Source organism: Dermatophilaceae bacterium Sec6.4 (genome assembly GCA_039636865.1).
Classification (GTDB): Bacteria; Actinomycetota; Actinomycetes; order Actinomycetales; family Dermatophilaceae; genus Allobranchiibius.
Genome location: CP144172.1, coordinates 3608494 through 3623557 on the forward strand (window position 1 = coordinate 3608494; position 15064 = coordinate 3623557).

Here is a 15064-nt window from a genome sequence, read left to right on the forward strand (position 1 = left end):
CAACTCCGCGCGCCATGGCGACCTTGAATCAGTGGGTGGCCGGTGCCCGGCCCCGCACCCTGCCCCTAGCCGTTGCACCCGTGGCCGCTGGAACCGGAGCGGCGTACGCGATGGAGCGCGCCAACACCGCACACGCCCTGCTCGCGCTCCTGGTGGCGATCAGTCTGCAGGTCGGGGTGAATTACGCCAACGACTACTCCGACGGCATCCGAGGCACCGACAACGAGCGCGTCGGGCCGGTCCGGTTGGTCGGTCAGAAGCTCGCACCGGCAAACAACGTCAAATTTGCTGCGTTCATGTCGTTCGGATTTGCGGCGCTCTGCGGACTTGCGCTGGTCGCGCTGGCGAACGAGTTCTGGCTACTGATCGTCGGAGTGGCCGCTATCGTCGCCGCCTGGAAGTACACCGGCGGCAAGAACCCGTACGGCTATTTCGGGCTCGGCGAGTTGTTCGTCTTCGTCTTCTTCGGCCTCGTCGCAACGCTCGGCACGACCTACACACAAGCCGGCCGGGTGGAATGGGCCACCTGGTGTGCCGCCGTGGGCGTCGGTGCCATGGCCTGTGCGGTGCTGGTCGCCAACAACCTGCGCGACATCCCCGGCGACCGCGAGGTCGGCAAACGCACCCTCGCAGTGCGGATGGGTGAGCGCGGTACCGCGTTCTTCTACCTGGGGCTCATGATCCTGGCGCTGCTAGCTGCCATCGGAGCTGCGGTGACCCACCCGTACGCCGCGCTCGCGCTTCTCGGCGTTGCCGCCGCCGTCAAGCCGATGCTGTTGATCCTGCGCGGAACCTGTGGCCGTGACCTGATTCCGGCTATTGCGGGCACCAGCATCGCTGCTCTCGTGTACGGCTTGCTGCTCGGCGTGGGTTTCTACCTCGGGTACGCGCTCCGCTGACCCCCTCCCCGTTGCCAGCCCTGGGAACCTGCGGGGATTTGTTCGATTTTTTCCTGTGGATATCCCCCACAAGGCCCCTGCGTCGGTAATGCTGTCTGTTTTACCTGCCTTCGCCGGCAGCACGGACACACCAGCACCCTCGCTGGAGCCGGGGAGGACACCGATGTCACAGATCCGCATCACAATCACAACCGCGCTCTTGGCGGTGCTGACAGTCAGCAGCGTGTCCGGATGCTCGGGGAATCCGAAGCCTGCGCCCTCCACCCCGACCATGTCGAAAATGCCGACGTCGGGCGCAACAACATCGACGACGTCCAGCAAGCCCGCCCCCAGCCCCTCGCAGGACGAGTACACCGGACCAGCCAGCGTTCCCATGGCCGCACGAGCACACACCGACGCCGGCCGCATCGCCTTCGCGAAGCATTACATCGACCAGATCAACGAGACCGGCAAGAATCCCCAAACCGGAATCCTCGAACCTTTAGCACTCCCCACCTGCAAAACCTGCAACAATTATTCCGAAACTGTCGCCTCTCTGCAGCGATCACACACTCACTACGCAACGGACTCCTTCAAAATATTAGGTATACGGTTCCCGCAATCACCTGATGAAACTGTAGTTGAAATAGTCTGCCGTGGACTTCGTGTGAAGAAACTAGATTCGACAGGCCGCACCCTAGAAACATACCCAGAAGTAACGCGCGGAGGGCTTGCCTTTTATTTTTCGTGGAATAACCACTGGATTATCTCAAAGATAAAGTTTGATCTGGATGTGGTCCCCGGTGACTACAAATAGGATTACATTGGTCACAGCGATCTTGACCCTTCCTCTCGCAGGATTGCTTCAGCCTTCAGGTGCTGCGGGTCGCAGCATAATCAGCGCGGATTGCGTTCACTTCGATTGCTCTATTTCGAGTGATGGGGTTCAGATCGATCTGAGTAAGGCCCAGACTGCGGCGCTTCCAGAGGCGACTGCTGGCGGCGGAAAAGTAGGCACGACGACGTATAAGCCGGGCACAAAGTATGAGTACGACACGAAGTTCCGCTGCCCCTCCAACTTCCCGGGCCGGGAGGAGATACCTTGCGGAGCGGCTATGCAAGGCTGTAAAAATATCGAGAATGCCGGAACCGGCGACGTCTACCGCATTTGGCGACGCGTGGATGTCGACGGCAAAATCCGCGGCCCATGGGACAACGTGGGAACCACCTGTTGGCCCGAACTGGTCCCTGGATCTCATAAACCCCGCCTGACCCTGGCAATGATCGAACACGAATGGTCACTCACCCCCTTCACAAAACCCCAGCTGTCCATTCAACCGGTGAATAACCGGACACTCGTCACATTGCCCACCTACTTCCAACTGAGCTGGCCGACCACCGGCTACGAACCGGGCGAAGAGCGCACCGTCACCCTCCTGGGTCGCACCATCAAAATTCGACCCACCCTGAAGAGCAACAGCTACAGCTTTGGCGACGGCACCGACAGCGGGCCCACGACCTCCCTCGGCGGCCCCTGGCCCACCGGCGACATACGCCATGCGTACAACAATCCCGGCAGCTTCCGAGCCACCGTCACCACCACATATGCCGGGCAGTACACGCTCGACGGCGGCGCCTGGACCGACTTACCCGGCACCACCACGATCACCAGCCCCGCAGAACCCCTGCTGGTCCTGACCAGCACCAACCATCTCTACTGAAGCTGCCCGCCCCACCACCGGGGCGGTAGAAAAGGCGACACTCAGGCGCCGACCCGCACCCAGAAGACAGCCGGAAGGTAGTGGTGCTCATCGAGCCTCAGTCGTCGTTGTCCTCGGCGGTGCGCATCGCGTCGGCTTTGACCCGCTTCTTCTCCACCCGGCGCTCGACCTGCGCGGCGAACCGCTCACGGGGCACCTTCAACGCGTAGACGGAGATCACTGCGGAGATGAGCGCTGAGGAGACCAGTAGGGGCCACCCCCGTAGCTGAGCGAACCAGAGCGCGATAAGGGTGAGGAAGAAGATCGAGATTCGCATCAGCGAATAGCGAGCCATCACTCAGAGCCCCGAGTAGGAGTGCTGCCCGACGAAGAAGACGTTGACGATGCCGTAGTTGATCAGGATTGCGACAAACCCGGCGAGCGCGATGTACGCGGCCCGCTTGCCGCTCCACCCGGCCGTGGCGCGGGCGTGCAGGTAGGCGGCGTAGACGATCCAGATGACGAGGGTCCAGACCTCTTTGGGATCCCAGTTCCAGTAGTGACCCCAGGCCTCCTGCGCCCAGATCGCACCTGCGATGAGGGTGAACGTCCACATGGGGAACGCGACGATGAGCACGCCGTACGTGGTGCGGTCCAGCGACTGCGCCGACGGCAACGCGTCGAGGAACTTCCACTTGTCCTTACCCTTGGCGCGCTGCTCGTCGCGCCAGTTCTGTGCGAAGTAGGCCAGGGTCAGGCTGAAGGCCAGCGTCGACAGGCCCACCGACAAAGTGGCGACACTGACGTGGATGGACAGCCAGTAACTCTGCAGAGAAGGCAACAGCGCGCTGGCTGCGGTGTAGTAGATGACCGCGTCGAGCATCTCGAACAGCACAATCGGCAACGTGATGAAGACGCCCAGCCAGCGGATGTCCGAGCGCAACGACCAGCCCAGGAACGCCAACATCGCGAACATGCAACCGACCATCGAGAATTCGTACATATTGCCCAGCGGGGGACGTTGAACTGCCATCGTCCGGGTCACCACGGCCGCCACCAGCAGCAACGTACCCAGCCATGAGAGGGACATCCCGATGCCGGCCCACTTGCGCGGCTCGGTCACGGTGTCGACCGACGCCGGGGCGTCCACCATGACATCGCCGTTGCCCTCAGCGCGACGCATCAATGACTGCTTCTCACGTGCGGTGACTCGCTCAGCCCGACCGGGCGCACCGGCCAGGTCGAGGGCGAAGGAGATCATCGCCAGGGTCAGTACCAGCGCGGAGGCCCACAAGAAATTCGAGGACAAACTCGCCAAACCGGGATTGATCTGTTCGCCGGAGAAATCGGTGATCATGAGTGTGCGCCTGCCTGTGTGCGAACGGGTTTGTGCGAGGTCTTGCTACCGGCCATTTCCTGCGCCAGCGCATCGATGGCCACGTTCAGCCTCGGGTCCTGACCCTTGGCCAGACCACCGACACTGACCAGGCTACGCGTGGGATCTTCCGGGTCCGCAGTGACCTTCACGAAGACCCGACGCCGCCGCAGCGTCATCGACATGATCAGCCCGAGCAGGCCCAGGAGCGACCCGTACAGCGCGGGCATTTTGCCCGGATCGTGCCTGGTCGACAATCCAGCCCACCGCGGAACGCTGTCCAGGGTGATCGTGCCGGCGTTACCGGGCAGCTTGACGGTCTGCCCGAGCTTCACCACGAGACGCACCGGCTGCCCGTCAGGTGTCCTGACCTGCTTCATACCAGTGGGATCCAGGGTGTAGACCGACTGCGGGGCGTCACCGGGAAAGAGGTTGCCCTTGAACATCGCGAGAACCAGCGCCGGGTCCTTCAGCGCGGGAAAGGTCGAGACCGGGCCGGAGGCATCCGAGAACGCTGCCGTCGGCAGGAAGAAGCCGTTGAAGCCCAACCCCGCCGCGGTCACCTTGATGGCACCGGTGGATTTGTAGTCGTTGTCCTGGGCGAGGAAGGGGGTGGCCTGCGAATACAGCACGTTGCCCTTCGGCCCACGCACCGTCACCTTCGGCGCGTACCCGTTGCCGAGCAGGTAGACGTTGCTGCCGCCGATCGACAGCGAGTCGTTGACCGAAATGGTCTTCTTGACCGGGGACTTGTTGCCGTCCGTCACGGTGGTGTACGCCGTGAAGTTACGTGGCTGCCCGTACTGCGGCGAGGTCGACGGCACCCTGTCCTCGAACGTGACATCGAGCCTGTTCAAGTCCACCCTCCACGGCAGGAACTTGCTGGTGTCGACCAGCGGCCCGGCATTGACCGTGTCGTAGCTGCCTTGGGCATTCGCGAAACCTCCACCCACCGGCACGATCACGTCAGCCCGCCACCCCCACAGATGCCCCGCGGCAACAGCGAGCACCACTGCGATCAGGCAGCTGTGGAAGATGAGGTTGCCGGTCTCGCGCATCCGGCCCGCCTCGGCGGCGACAGAGTAGGAACCGACCGGCGATCCTGCCGGCATTTGATCTTCCCGGACCCGGTACCGCTTGCGCCGCAGGACCTCCCGCACCCGGTCCAGCACGACGTCAGGAGATTCTTCGACCTGGTGCTGCACGTAAGCGGGCAGCCGGGACAGGTTCTTCGGGGTCCGCGGCACTGGTGCCCGCACGTTGCGTAGATGGATGCGCACCCGTGGCAGGACACAACCGACCAGCGATACCAGCAGCAGCAGGTAGATGGCCGCGAACCAGGGAGAGACAAAGACATTGAAGAAGCCCAGCTTGCCCAGAACCGGCGCCAAGGTCGTGTGGTCCAGCTTGTACTGAGCAACCCGCCGGGCGTCGATACCGGTCTGCGGGATGATCGAGCCGGGGATCGCGGCGACAGCGATCAGCAACAGCAGGAACAGTGCCGTGCGCATCGAGGTGAGCTGACGCCAGGTCCACCGCAGCGTGCCGAAGAAGCCCAACTTCGGCTGGGTGATAGCACTACTCATCAGATCACCGGATCGAATCCGGATCCAGCTACGCGGCTCTGTACCCACAAGATCATCTGCTGCCACTCTCCAGTCACCATCAGAATCCCGACCACCAGCATGAGCCCTCCACCGATCAACTGAATCGGCCGGTGGTGGTCACGGACCCACCGCGAGGCACGCTCAGCTTTCGCCCACCCTGCGGCGATCAGTACGAACGGGATACCGAGCCCGATCGTGTACGCGATTGCCAGCACCAAACCACGCGTGGCCGGCCCGCCGGTCGACCCGCTCGACGTTGCACTCAAGAGAATCGCGCCGTAGACCGGTCCGACACACGGGCTCATCCCGAGGCCGAAGACGACACCGAGCAGCGGCGCTCCGAGCAGACCGGCAGTGGGCCGCCACCGCACCGACAACCCGCGCTGGCCGATGAGACCGAGGTAGACCAGCGCCAACAGAATGACGACGACCCCGCCGACCCGCGTCACGACGTCCTGATACCCCAGGGTCAACTCGTGCACCCAGGAGATCGCGACGGACACACTCACCAGGACGACACCGAACCCGAGCACGAAGAGCAAAGCGCCGGAGATCAGTCGCGTACGGCGCCGCTCGTCCGTCAGACCGGTCACGTAGGCCAAGAATCCAGGTACGAGCGGAAGCACGCACGGCGACGCGAAAGATACGAAGCCGGCGACGAGAGCCAGACCCAGCGCCAGCGGCAAGCTGCCGCTGGCGACCACCTGCGTCACATCGGTGGAGAGCGCGGTCACCGGATGCGGCTCACTTACCGGCAAGTGTGTCGGAGATCAGGCCGTTCAGAGTCGTAACGTCCACCGGACCGGTGACCCGCGCCGCGATGCGATGGCGGGTGTCCAACACGATGGTGGTCGGCGGCGCTACGAAGTTGCTGCCCAGGCTCAGGACTGTCTTACCGTTGTCGTCGCGTAGTGACGGGTAGGTCAGGCCGCGCTGCTTGACAGTGGCCAGCGCCGTCGCAGGGTCTTCTTTGTAATCCTGCCCGATCAGCTGCACCGGTTTGCCGGCAGCCTGCAGCCCCGTCCACACCTTCTGCAAACCCGCGAATTCGCCCTGGCACGGCCCGCACCACGATCCCCATACATTGAGTACGACGATCTTCCCCTGGACATCGGAGGTGGACCACGGCTGACCGGTCAGCAGCGTGCCGGAGATCGTGAGCGGCTTACCCCGTTTCGCAGGTGGCACCTGCACCACCGGACCATTCGCGGACCCACCGCCCGCGTTGTTGGCTGCGTCACCGATACCGTTGCCGCCTCCGCCGTTGCTGCACCCGGTCAGCGCGATGGCAGCGCACGCCGCTGCTGCGGCCAGTTGACGCCTCATGCGCCCGGCACCACGGAGGCCTGCGCGAGCAGCGAAGCGGCCGGCTCCGCATACGTCACGTTCCGCAAAGTGGCCCCGTCGAACGTCAGGCTGGTGACCGAGGCGAGGGAGCACTCACGCTTGGTCGGTGAGTGCCAGAGTCGTTGGCCCTGCGCGTCGAGGCGGGCGATCCACACCGGCAACTGATGGGAGACGATGACTGCCTCGTGGCCCTGCGCGGCGCGGCGCGCGTCGTCGATGGCGGCTCGCATCCGGGCGGCGATCTGCGTGTACGGCTCGCCCCATGACGGCTTGGTCGGGTTGATCAGTTTTGGCCAGAACCTGGGGTGCAGCAGTTGCTTGGGGTTGGACCCCACCGTCAGTCCCTCGAAGTCGTTGTCGGCCTCGATGACCCGCTCGTCCAACGTGACGGGAAGATGCGCGGCTTCGGCCAGCGGCTCGATCGTCTGCTGCGCCCGCTCCAGCGGCGACGAGACGAGGTGCACGATGTCGTGGTCCCGCAGATAGGCGGCGCTCAGGTGTGCCATCTGCACGCCGAGCGTCGAAAGTTCGAATCCGGGCATCCGTCCGTAGAGGACCTTGCCCGGGTTGTAGACCTCCCCGTGTCGCACCAGGTGAACGGTGGTGCGGTCACTGCTGCTCATACGTCCAAGTTTCGCATCCGAGCCTGTGTGACCTGCATCGCCCTCGGGTCGACGTGCACACGCCGCACTCAGGCCTGCGCAGCCGCCCGGGCCGCAGCGGGGAACGCGGCGAGGATCGTCTCGACGGCCTCGTCGTCATGCGAGGCGCTGACGAACCATGATTCGAAGGCGCTCGGGGGCAGGTGCACACCCGAGTCGAGCATCGAGTGGAAGAACCGGCCGAACGCGGCAGTGTCCTGATCGCGCGCGTCGTCGTAGGCGTGCACCGGGCGGTCGCGGAAAAAGACGCTGAACATCGAGCCCGCGCGACCGACGACGTGCGGCACGCCGGCAGTGGTCAGCGCCTGCGTGACGCCCTCGACGAGCGTGTCGCTCACCTCGCCGATGCGTGCATAGACCTCGGCGGTGCACCCTTGCAGGGTCGCCAGACCCGCGGCAGACGCCACAGGATTCCCCGACAGCGTGCCCGCCTGGTAGACCGGCCCGTCGGGAGCCAGGTGCGACATCAGCTGCGCCGAGCCACCGAAGGCGGCCGCCGGGAAACCGCCGCCCATGACCTTGCCGAAGGTGAACAGATCCGGTGCACCCCCCTCGGGCTCACCCTCCAGCCCGAACCATCCGGCGCGTGAGCAGCGGAAGCCGGTCATCACCTCATCACTGATCAGCAACGCCCCGTGGGCACTCGTGACCCGGCGTAGCGCAGCGGTGAACCCGGGCGCCGGTGGCACGACGCCCATATTTCCGGCCGCTGCTTCAGTGATCACGCAGGCGATCTGGTCGCCATGTTCGGCGAACGCCGCCTCGAGCGCTGCGACGTCGTTGTAGGGCAGCACAATCGTCTCGTGCGCGCTGGAGGCGGGTACGCCGGCCGAATCCGGCAGCGCGAACGTCGCCAATCCGCTGCCCGCCGCCGCCAGGAGAGCATCGACGTGACCGTGATAGCAACCGGCGAACTTCACGACCTTGCTGCGACCGGTGGCACCGCGAGCCAGGCGCAACGCGCTCATCGTCGCCTCGGTGCCGGAGCTGACCAGTCGAACCTGCTCCAGCGGGGCGACCCGGTCGACGATCTCGGCTGCCAGAGCCACCTCGTTCTCACTCGGAGTACCGAACGAGAACCCCTTCGCCGCCGCCTCGCGTACTGCCCGCTCGACGTCCGGGTGGGTGTGCCCGAGGATCATCGGACCCCAGGAGCAGATCAGATCGACGTACCGGTTGCCGTCGACGTCGGTGAGCCATGGGCCCTTCCCCGACGCCATGAACCGCGGCGTGCCCCCGACGGACCGGAAGGCCCGCACCGGGGAATTGACCCCACCCGGTATGACGCTGCGCGCCGCCGCCAGTAACTCATCGGAACGACGCGTGGACGCAGCAGCAGACATACCCAAAGTGTCTCAGCTGACCGCGGTGTCCTGACCGGTGAGGTGGCGACGTACCTCGTCCATTGCCTGACCCAGCACACCCAGATCAGCCTGATCGATCTGGTCGATGAAGTGTTGGCGGACCCCGTTGACATGCACGCGCGAGGCACGGCGCACGGTGTCCCAGCCGCTGGGAGTCAGCGCCAGCAGCACACCCCGCCGGTCCTCCAGTGCGTTGCTGCGGGTCACCCAGGAGCGACGCTCCAGCCTGTTGGCGGTGTGGGTGACGCGGCTGCGTGACTGGACGATCTGCTCGGCAAGTGCGCTCATGCGCATGGTGCCGTCGGGCGCTTCGGACAACATGGAGAGCAACTCGTACTCAGCGAACGACAGGCCCGCGCTCTGTAGTTCGTTGTCCAGCCGCACTTCGAGGTGGCGACTCGCACGCAGGTAAGAACGCCATGCGTGCTGCTCGGCCTCCGTCAGCCACGGGTCTTCGGTGTGCATAATTTTCCCATCCACGATGGCGGGACACTACCCCTGACCTCAGGATCGGCGAAACTCGCCCGCAAGCTGCGCCGCCACCTCGACGGCGTAATACGTCAAGATGATGCCGGCACCTGCCCGCTTGATACAGGTGAGAGACTCCAAAATCATGGCCTCTCGATCAATCCAGCCGCTGGCGCCGGCCGCCTCGATCATCGCCATCTCGCCGCTCACCTGATACGCCGCAACCGGTATATCGACCCGCTCGGCGACAGCTTTCAGCACGTCCAGACAGAGCAGCGCAGGCTTGACCATCACGATATCGGCGCCCTCGGCCAGGTCGAGCGTGACCTCACGCATCGACTCCGCGAAGTTGGCCGGGTCCTGCTGGTAGGTGCGGCGGTCGCCGTCCAACGTCGACTCCACTGCCTCGCGGAACGGCCCGTACGCGGCCGAGGCGTATTTGGCGGCGTACGCGAGGATCACCGTGTCGGGGTATCCCGCGTCGTCCAGAGCCGCCCGACATACGCCGACCTGGCCGTCCATCATGCCCGACAGGCCCACGACGTGAGCCCCCGCTCGCGCCTGCTCAACCGCCATCTGTGCATATCGCAGCAGCGTCGCGTCGTTGTCCACCCGGCCCTGGTCGTCGAGCACACCGCAGTGCCCGTGCGAGGTGAACTCGTCCAGGCACAGATCAGCCATCAGCACCGTCTCGTCGCCCAGTTCATCGCGCAACCTGCGCAGCGCGACATTCAGGATGCCGTCCGGATCCGTTGCACCCGTGCCGGTCTCATCCCGGACGCTGGGGACGCCGAAGAGCATCACGCCGCCCACTCCGGCCCGCACGGCATCGCGCGCAGCCACGACCAACGAGTCCAGGCTGTGCTGCATGACGCCCGGCATCGACGTGAGCGCGACCGCCTCGGTGAGGCCCTCCTTCACGAAGAGGGGCAGCACCAGATCCGCCGCGTGCAACCGGTTCTCAGCCACCAGCCGGCGGACAGCGCGATTCTGCCGTAACCGACGTGGGCGCTGCATGAGCGGCTCCATCAGGCTTTCGCCTTACGACGAGCCGCAGACCGCCGTTCGCTGGGCCGCCGCACGTCTTCGCCCGCCTGGCTGGCCGACAGCGCGAGGCCGCGACCATAGTCCGCGAGCGCCTCGACCAGTGCGGTTGCCGACGGTTCAGGGGCCAGCACGTCGACGCGCAGTCCGTGCTCCTCTGCCGTCTTCGCAGTTGCCGGCCCGATACACGCGACCACGGTGGAGGCGTGCGGCTTGCCGGCGATTCCGACGAGGTTGCGCACAGTGGAACTGGAGGTGAAGAGCACGGCGTCGAACCGCCCCGCCTTGATCGCCTCACGCACCTCGGGAGCCGGCGGCGCGGCGCGCACGGTCCGGTAGGCAGTGACGTCGTCCACCTCCCAACCCATCTCCTGCAGACCGGCGCACAACGTGTCGGTGGCAATGTCGGCGCGGGGCAGGAAGACCCGGTTGATCGGATCGAGGATGTCGTCGTATTCGGGCCACTCGGCGAGCAGCCCCTTGGCAGACTGTTCACCGGTCGGTACGAGGTCGGGCTCCAGGCCCCACTCGCGCAGTGAATCGGCCGTCACGCCACCTACTGCGGCAATCTTCAAACCCGCGAACGCCCGTGCGTCGAGACCGAATTCGACGAACTTCTCACGCACCGCACGGACTGCGTTGGCCGAAGTGAAACCGACCCACTCGTAGCGCCCGGTGACCAGGCCCTTGATCGCGCGCTCCATCTGCTGGGGCGTGCGGGGCGGCTCCACGCTGATCGTCGGCACCACGTCGCTGCAGGCACCGAAGGATTCCAGGCGGGCCGTCATCGTGCCGGCCTGCTCCTTGGTCCGAGGCACCAGGACATTCCAACCGAAGAGTGGCTTGGTCTCCCACCACGACAGGTCCTCGCGCAACGAAACAGTAGATCCGACCACGGCGAGCGTCGGAGAGTGCATCGTGTCGGCCCGCACCGCGTCGCTGGCCTCGCCGAGCAGCACCGTGTGGGTGACCTGCTCGATGGAGGTGCCCTGCGAAGTGAGTGCGACCGGCGTGGCGGCATCACGTCCGGCTGCCAGCAGCCGGGAGAGGGCCTCTGCGAGCTGCTCGGCCTGGCCGAGTAGCACGACGGTCGTGTCGTCGGCGGTGGACCGCTCCCATGTGCTGGCCGCCACCTTGGAAACCTTCACATCGGCAGCATTGATGATGTGTACAGCGCGGGTTCCGTTCGCGGTCAACGGAATACCTGCGTATGCAGGAACAGCTGAAACCGCGCTGACGCCCGGCACGACCTCGAAAGGAATACCAGCCTTGTGCAACGCAGTGGCCTCTTCGGCAAGGCCGTTGAACATTGCTGGATCGCCGTCCATCAGTCGCACGACGAGTGCTTCACAGGCATCTGGGTCACTGGGCACGGCCGCCTTGGCGGTGCGCAGCAGGAGCTTGGCCCGGGAGGCTCTGGTGAGCGGTTGACCCGCCTCGCCGTGCCCGGCATCAACGATCACTACCTCTGGCTGGGCGTACGGCGCCACGAAACTCTCGCGGGCCACCTGATCGATGACGATGACGTCGGCGCGGCGCAACAGATCCACGGCGCGCATGGTCAGCAGCCCCTGGTCACCGGGGCCTGACCCGACGAAAGAGACGGTTGAGGTGGTGTTGTTCTTACGGGTGGGTGCATTGGTCGAGCTCACGATTCACGCTCCGCGGCGATCGTTGGGACGAGGTCTTCGGGGGTGGGCAGGGACGCATCCGAGATGGGAGACGCCCCTTGGGGTATGACATCGGCGGCACCATCCCGCAGGAGGAGCCTGGCTAGTTCCTGACCCAGTTCGGCGGCGTCCTCAATGGGGCCGGTCACCGACCTGCGCAGCTCGAGACTGCCGTCCCTACTCCCTACGAATGCACGCAGGGAGATGTGTAGTGAGCCGTCGAGTTCCTCGACCACTTCGGCGAGTGCCCCGATCGGTGAGGAGCACCCGGCCTGCAATGCCGCGAGCAGCGCGCGTTCTGCGGTGACAGCCGCGCGCGTATCGAAGTCATCCAGTTGCGCCAGGACAGAACGCAACTCGGTGGCCTCGGCGCGTACTTCCAGGGCCAGTGCTCCCTGACCGGGCGCCGGGAGCATCTGCAACGGATCCAGCACCTCGGTGATCTCATCAGTACGCCCGAGGCGCGCCAGCCCGGCGCGAGCGAGCACCACGGCGTCGACTTTGCCGTCGGTGACCGCAGCGACGCGGGTGCCGACATTGCCGCGGATGCCCCGGGTGACCACGCCCAGTCCGAGCGCGTTCAGCTGAGCGACCCGCCGTGGCGAACCGGTGGCGACCACCGCACCCTGGGGTAGCTGCGCGAGGGTCAGCCCGTCACGGGCGATGACCGCATCGCGGGGATCCTCGCGACGGGGCGTCGCCGTCACGACGAGGCCAGGCTCGGGCGCGACCGGCAGATCCTTCAGCGAGTGCACCGCCAGATCCACCTCGCCGGCCAACAGCGACTTGCGCAGCGCAGCCGCGAAGACACCTGTGCCGCCCATGGTTTCCAGGGGAGCGTGGTTGATATCGCCCTCGGTGGTGATCATCACCAGTTCCACGTCATGGCCCAGGGCCCGCAACGCATCAGCGACGCCCTCGCTCTGAGTGGTTGCCAGCAGGCTCCGGCGGGTTCCCAGTCGGATCATCATTCGGTCTCACCGTCCGGCAATGCGCTGACCCGGTGCTCGTGCGGATCCAGATCGAACAACGTACGCATCAAGGCCGTGTAGTCCTGCTGGCCCTGTCCCGGCACCTGCTCTTCACCGACCAGTTGCTTGATCCGCACCGTGGGGGTGTGCAGGATCTTCTCGGCCACCCGGTGCAGTGCCTGACGCACCTGGGCTGCCTGCGTCAGGTCCAGCTCGACCTTGCCGCTCAGCCGGTCCATCTCCCGCTCGACGACGCCGGCAGCCCGCGCCCGCAGGGCTGCAACAGTCGGACCTACTGCGGCCGCACGGCGGTGTACGAGGAACTCCGCCACTTCGGCCGTCACCATGTCCTGCACCACACGCATCGAGTCACGCGCCGGACCGTTCAGGGCCGTGCGGGCACCCAGTTCATCGAGTGTCAGCACGGTGACGGCATCCAGCTGCGCGCAGGACGGATCGACGTCGCGAGGTAGTGCGAGGTCGATCAGTACCACCGGCGAAGCTGCCTCGCGCTCCGCCAGGAACTGCGGTACGACGATGTGTCCGGCGGCTCCGGTGCACGAGATCACGATGTCGGCCTGCGCCACCAGAGACGGGAGCTGCTCCCACGTCGCTGGGATACCACCTGTCGCCTGAGCCAACCGCGCTGCGCGTTCTGGGGTCCTGTTCACGATGTGCAGCGTGCCGATGTCGGCACGCATCAACGTGTGAGCTGCCAACCCGCTCATCGAGCCCGCTCCGATGACGACCGCCGTCGCCTGGCCCAGTTCACCCAGCCGGTCGGCCGCGATGTCCAACGCATGCTCGACCAACGAGCGGCTGACCAGATCCAGTGCGGTCTCGGTGTGTACTCGCTTGCCCACCCGCAGCGCATGCTGCACCAACTCGGTCAACGCCGTGCCGAGACGGCCTGCGGCCTGGCCCGCGCGCATAGCGGTGCGCAACTGCCCGATGACCTGGCTCTCACCGATCGCCATGGAGTCCAGACCTGCGGCAACCGAGAACAGATGTGCGACTGCACGATCTTCGAAATGTACGTAGAGGTGGTCGCGCAACTGGGGCATCGGCATACCCGTGGCTGCCGCCAGCGCTTCACTGATCGAGGTAACGGCCCCGTGGAAGGTGCCCACCTCGGCGTACAACTCGGTGCGGTTGCACGTCGAGAGCACCATCAGTTCGCTGACGTGTTCGTTACCGGCCAGCGAAGCGGCGATGTGCTCTTGCGCGGCATTGCTCAACACCACGCGCTCGAGGGTCTCCAGGTCTGCAGTCCGGTAGGAGACACCGACGACGATCAGACTCATCGGCCCGCCCCTGCCGACGTCGCCGACTCAGCGGACTTACCGCGCTGCTCGTGGAAAGCGAGGATCTGCAGCTCGCTGGCCAGGTCGACCCTGCGGACCTGCGTGTCGGAAGGCACCTGAAGCACTCCGGGCGCGAAGTTGAGAATCGAGCGCACGCCGAGGGCGACGACCGAGTCCGCCACCTCTTGAGCGACGTGCGGCGGGGTGGCGATGACGGCGATCACCTGGTCGGTCACCACCTGCGCGAACTGGTCGAAATCAATAACGGTCAGGTCGCCGATCACGGTGCCGACGATCTCGGGGTCGTGGTCCACCAGCCAGCACACCGTGAATCCGCGATTCGCGAAGCCGCTGTACGCGGCGAGCGCGTGACCCAGGTTGCCCATCCCGACGATGGCCACGGACCAGGGCCGCACGAGTCCGAGCTCGCGGGTGATCTCGTTGGCCAGCCGCTGGACGTCGTAGCCGACACCGCGCACGCCGTATGAGCCGAGATAGGACAGATCCCTGCGCAGACCGGCCGAGCGGACACCCGCAGCGGTCGCCAGTTCTTCGGAGGAAACCACCTCGATGTGGTCCGCCAACATCGGGCGCAGAGCGCGCAGATATCCAGGAAGTCGTGCCACGGTCGCGTCCGGGATGACCCGGCGTGCCGTTGGATCAGTCGTCACGTG

At 65.5% G+C, this 15064-nt stretch carries 16 protein-coding genes; 3 read left to right on the forward strand and 13 right to left on the reverse strand.

The window, feature by feature from the left end:
* Positions 1-14 precede the first annotated feature (14 nt).
* From V3G39_17200 to V3G39_17210, 3 genes are all read left to right on the forward strand, one after another.
* Positions 15-899: a 1,4-dihydroxy-2-naphthoate polyprenyltransferase gene (locus tag V3G39_17200; GenBank protein ID XAS76357.1), complete on the forward strand. Its 885-nt coding sequence runs from the start codon at positions 15-17 to the stop codon at positions 897-899.
* Between the two features lie 163 nt (positions 900-1062).
* Positions 1063-1695: a hypothetical protein gene (locus tag V3G39_17205; protein ID XAS76358.1), complete on the forward strand. Its 633-nt coding sequence runs from the start codon at positions 1063-1065 to the stop codon at positions 1693-1695.
* 22 nt (positions 1696-1717) lie between these two features.
* On the forward strand, positions 1718-2599 hold the full coding sequence (locus tag V3G39_17210; GenBank protein XAS76359.1) for a hypothetical protein: 882 nt from the start codon (positions 1718-1720) through the stop codon (positions 2597-2599).
* Positions 2600-2696: 97 nt separating this feature from the next.
* Here the strand turns inward: V3G39_17210 and V3G39_17215 are convergent, their stop codons facing one another.
* The 13 genes from V3G39_17215 to V3G39_17275 all read right to left on the reverse strand — a co-directional run bounded on the left by V3G39_17215 (position 2697) and on the right by V3G39_17275 (position 15061).
* Complete coding sequence (locus V3G39_17215; protein ID XAS76360.1) at positions 2697-2933, reverse strand: DUF4229 domain-containing protein; 237 nt, start codon at positions 2931-2933, stop codon at positions 2697-2699.
* Positions 2934-2936: 3 nt separating this feature from the next.
* Entirely contained in the window at positions 2937-3935 is a 999-nt protein-coding gene (ccsB, locus tag V3G39_17220) for a c-type cytochrome biogenesis protein CcsB (GenBank protein XAS76361.1), read from the reverse strand.
* Positions 3932-5539 (reverse strand): cytochrome c biogenesis protein ResB, encoded by a 1608-nt coding sequence (locus V3G39_17225; protein ID XAS76362.1) that lies wholly within the window; start codon positions 5537-5539, stop codon positions 3932-3934. The genes ccsB and V3G39_17225 overlap by 4 nt, the downstream gene beginning before the upstream one ends.
* On the reverse strand, positions 5539-6294 hold the full coding sequence (locus V3G39_17230; protein XAS76363.1) for a cytochrome c biogenesis protein CcdA: 756 nt from the start codon (positions 6292-6294) through the stop codon (positions 5539-5541). Before V3G39_17230 ends, V3G39_17225 begins: the two co-directional genes overlap by 1 nt.
* A gap of 10 nt (positions 6295-6304) precedes the next feature.
* On the reverse strand, positions 6305-6886 hold the full coding sequence (locus V3G39_17235; GenBank protein XAS76364.1) for a TlpA disulfide reductase family protein: 582 nt from the start codon (positions 6884-6886) through the stop codon (positions 6305-6307).
* Positions 6883-7530 (reverse strand): histidine phosphatase family protein, encoded by a 648-nt coding sequence (locus V3G39_17240; protein ID XAS76365.1) that lies wholly within the window; start codon positions 7528-7530, stop codon positions 6883-6885. Before V3G39_17240 ends, V3G39_17235 begins: the two co-directional genes overlap by 4 nt.
* 68 nt (positions 7531-7598) lie before the next feature.
* Positions 7599-8912, reverse strand: a complete 1314-nt coding sequence (gene hemL, locus V3G39_17245; protein ID XAS76366.1) for a glutamate-1-semialdehyde 2,1-aminomutase — start codon at positions 8910-8912, stop codon at positions 7599-7601.
* A 12-nt stretch (positions 8913-8924) separates the two neighbouring features.
* Positions 8925-9413 carry a MarR family transcriptional regulator gene (locus V3G39_17250; protein ID XAS76367.1) on the reverse strand — a complete coding sequence of 163 codons (489 nt, stop codon included), beginning with the start codon at positions 9411-9413 and terminating at the stop codon, positions 8925-8927.
* Between the two features lie 24 nt (positions 9414-9437).
* Positions 9438-10418, reverse strand: a complete 981-nt coding sequence (hemB, locus tag V3G39_17255) for a porphobilinogen synthase (protein ID XAS76368.1) — start codon at positions 10416-10418, stop codon at positions 9438-9440.
* Between the two features lie 11 nt (positions 10419-10429).
* Complete coding sequence (locus V3G39_17260; protein XAS76369.1) at positions 10430-12097, reverse strand: bifunctional uroporphyrinogen-III C-methyltransferase/uroporphyrinogen-III synthase; 1668 nt, start codon at positions 12095-12097, stop codon at positions 10430-10432.
* On the reverse strand, positions 12094-13086 hold the full coding sequence (hemC, locus tag V3G39_17265) for a hydroxymethylbilane synthase (GenBank protein XAS76370.1): 993 nt from the start codon (positions 13084-13086) through the stop codon (positions 12094-12096). The genes V3G39_17260 and hemC overlap by 4 nt, the downstream gene beginning before the upstream one ends.
* On the reverse strand, positions 13083-14390 hold the full coding sequence (locus V3G39_17270) for a glutamyl-tRNA reductase (protein ID XAS76371.1): 1308 nt from the start codon (positions 14388-14390) through the stop codon (positions 13083-13085). Before V3G39_17270 ends, hemC begins: the two co-directional genes overlap by 4 nt.
* Positions 14387-15061, reverse strand: coding sequence for a redox-sensing transcriptional repressor Rex (locus V3G39_17275; protein ID XAS76372.1), 675 nt, complete (start codon positions 15059-15061; stop codon positions 14387-14389). The genes V3G39_17270 and V3G39_17275 overlap by 4 nt, the downstream gene beginning before the upstream one ends.
* Between the last annotated feature and the right edge of the window lie 3 nt (positions 15062-15064).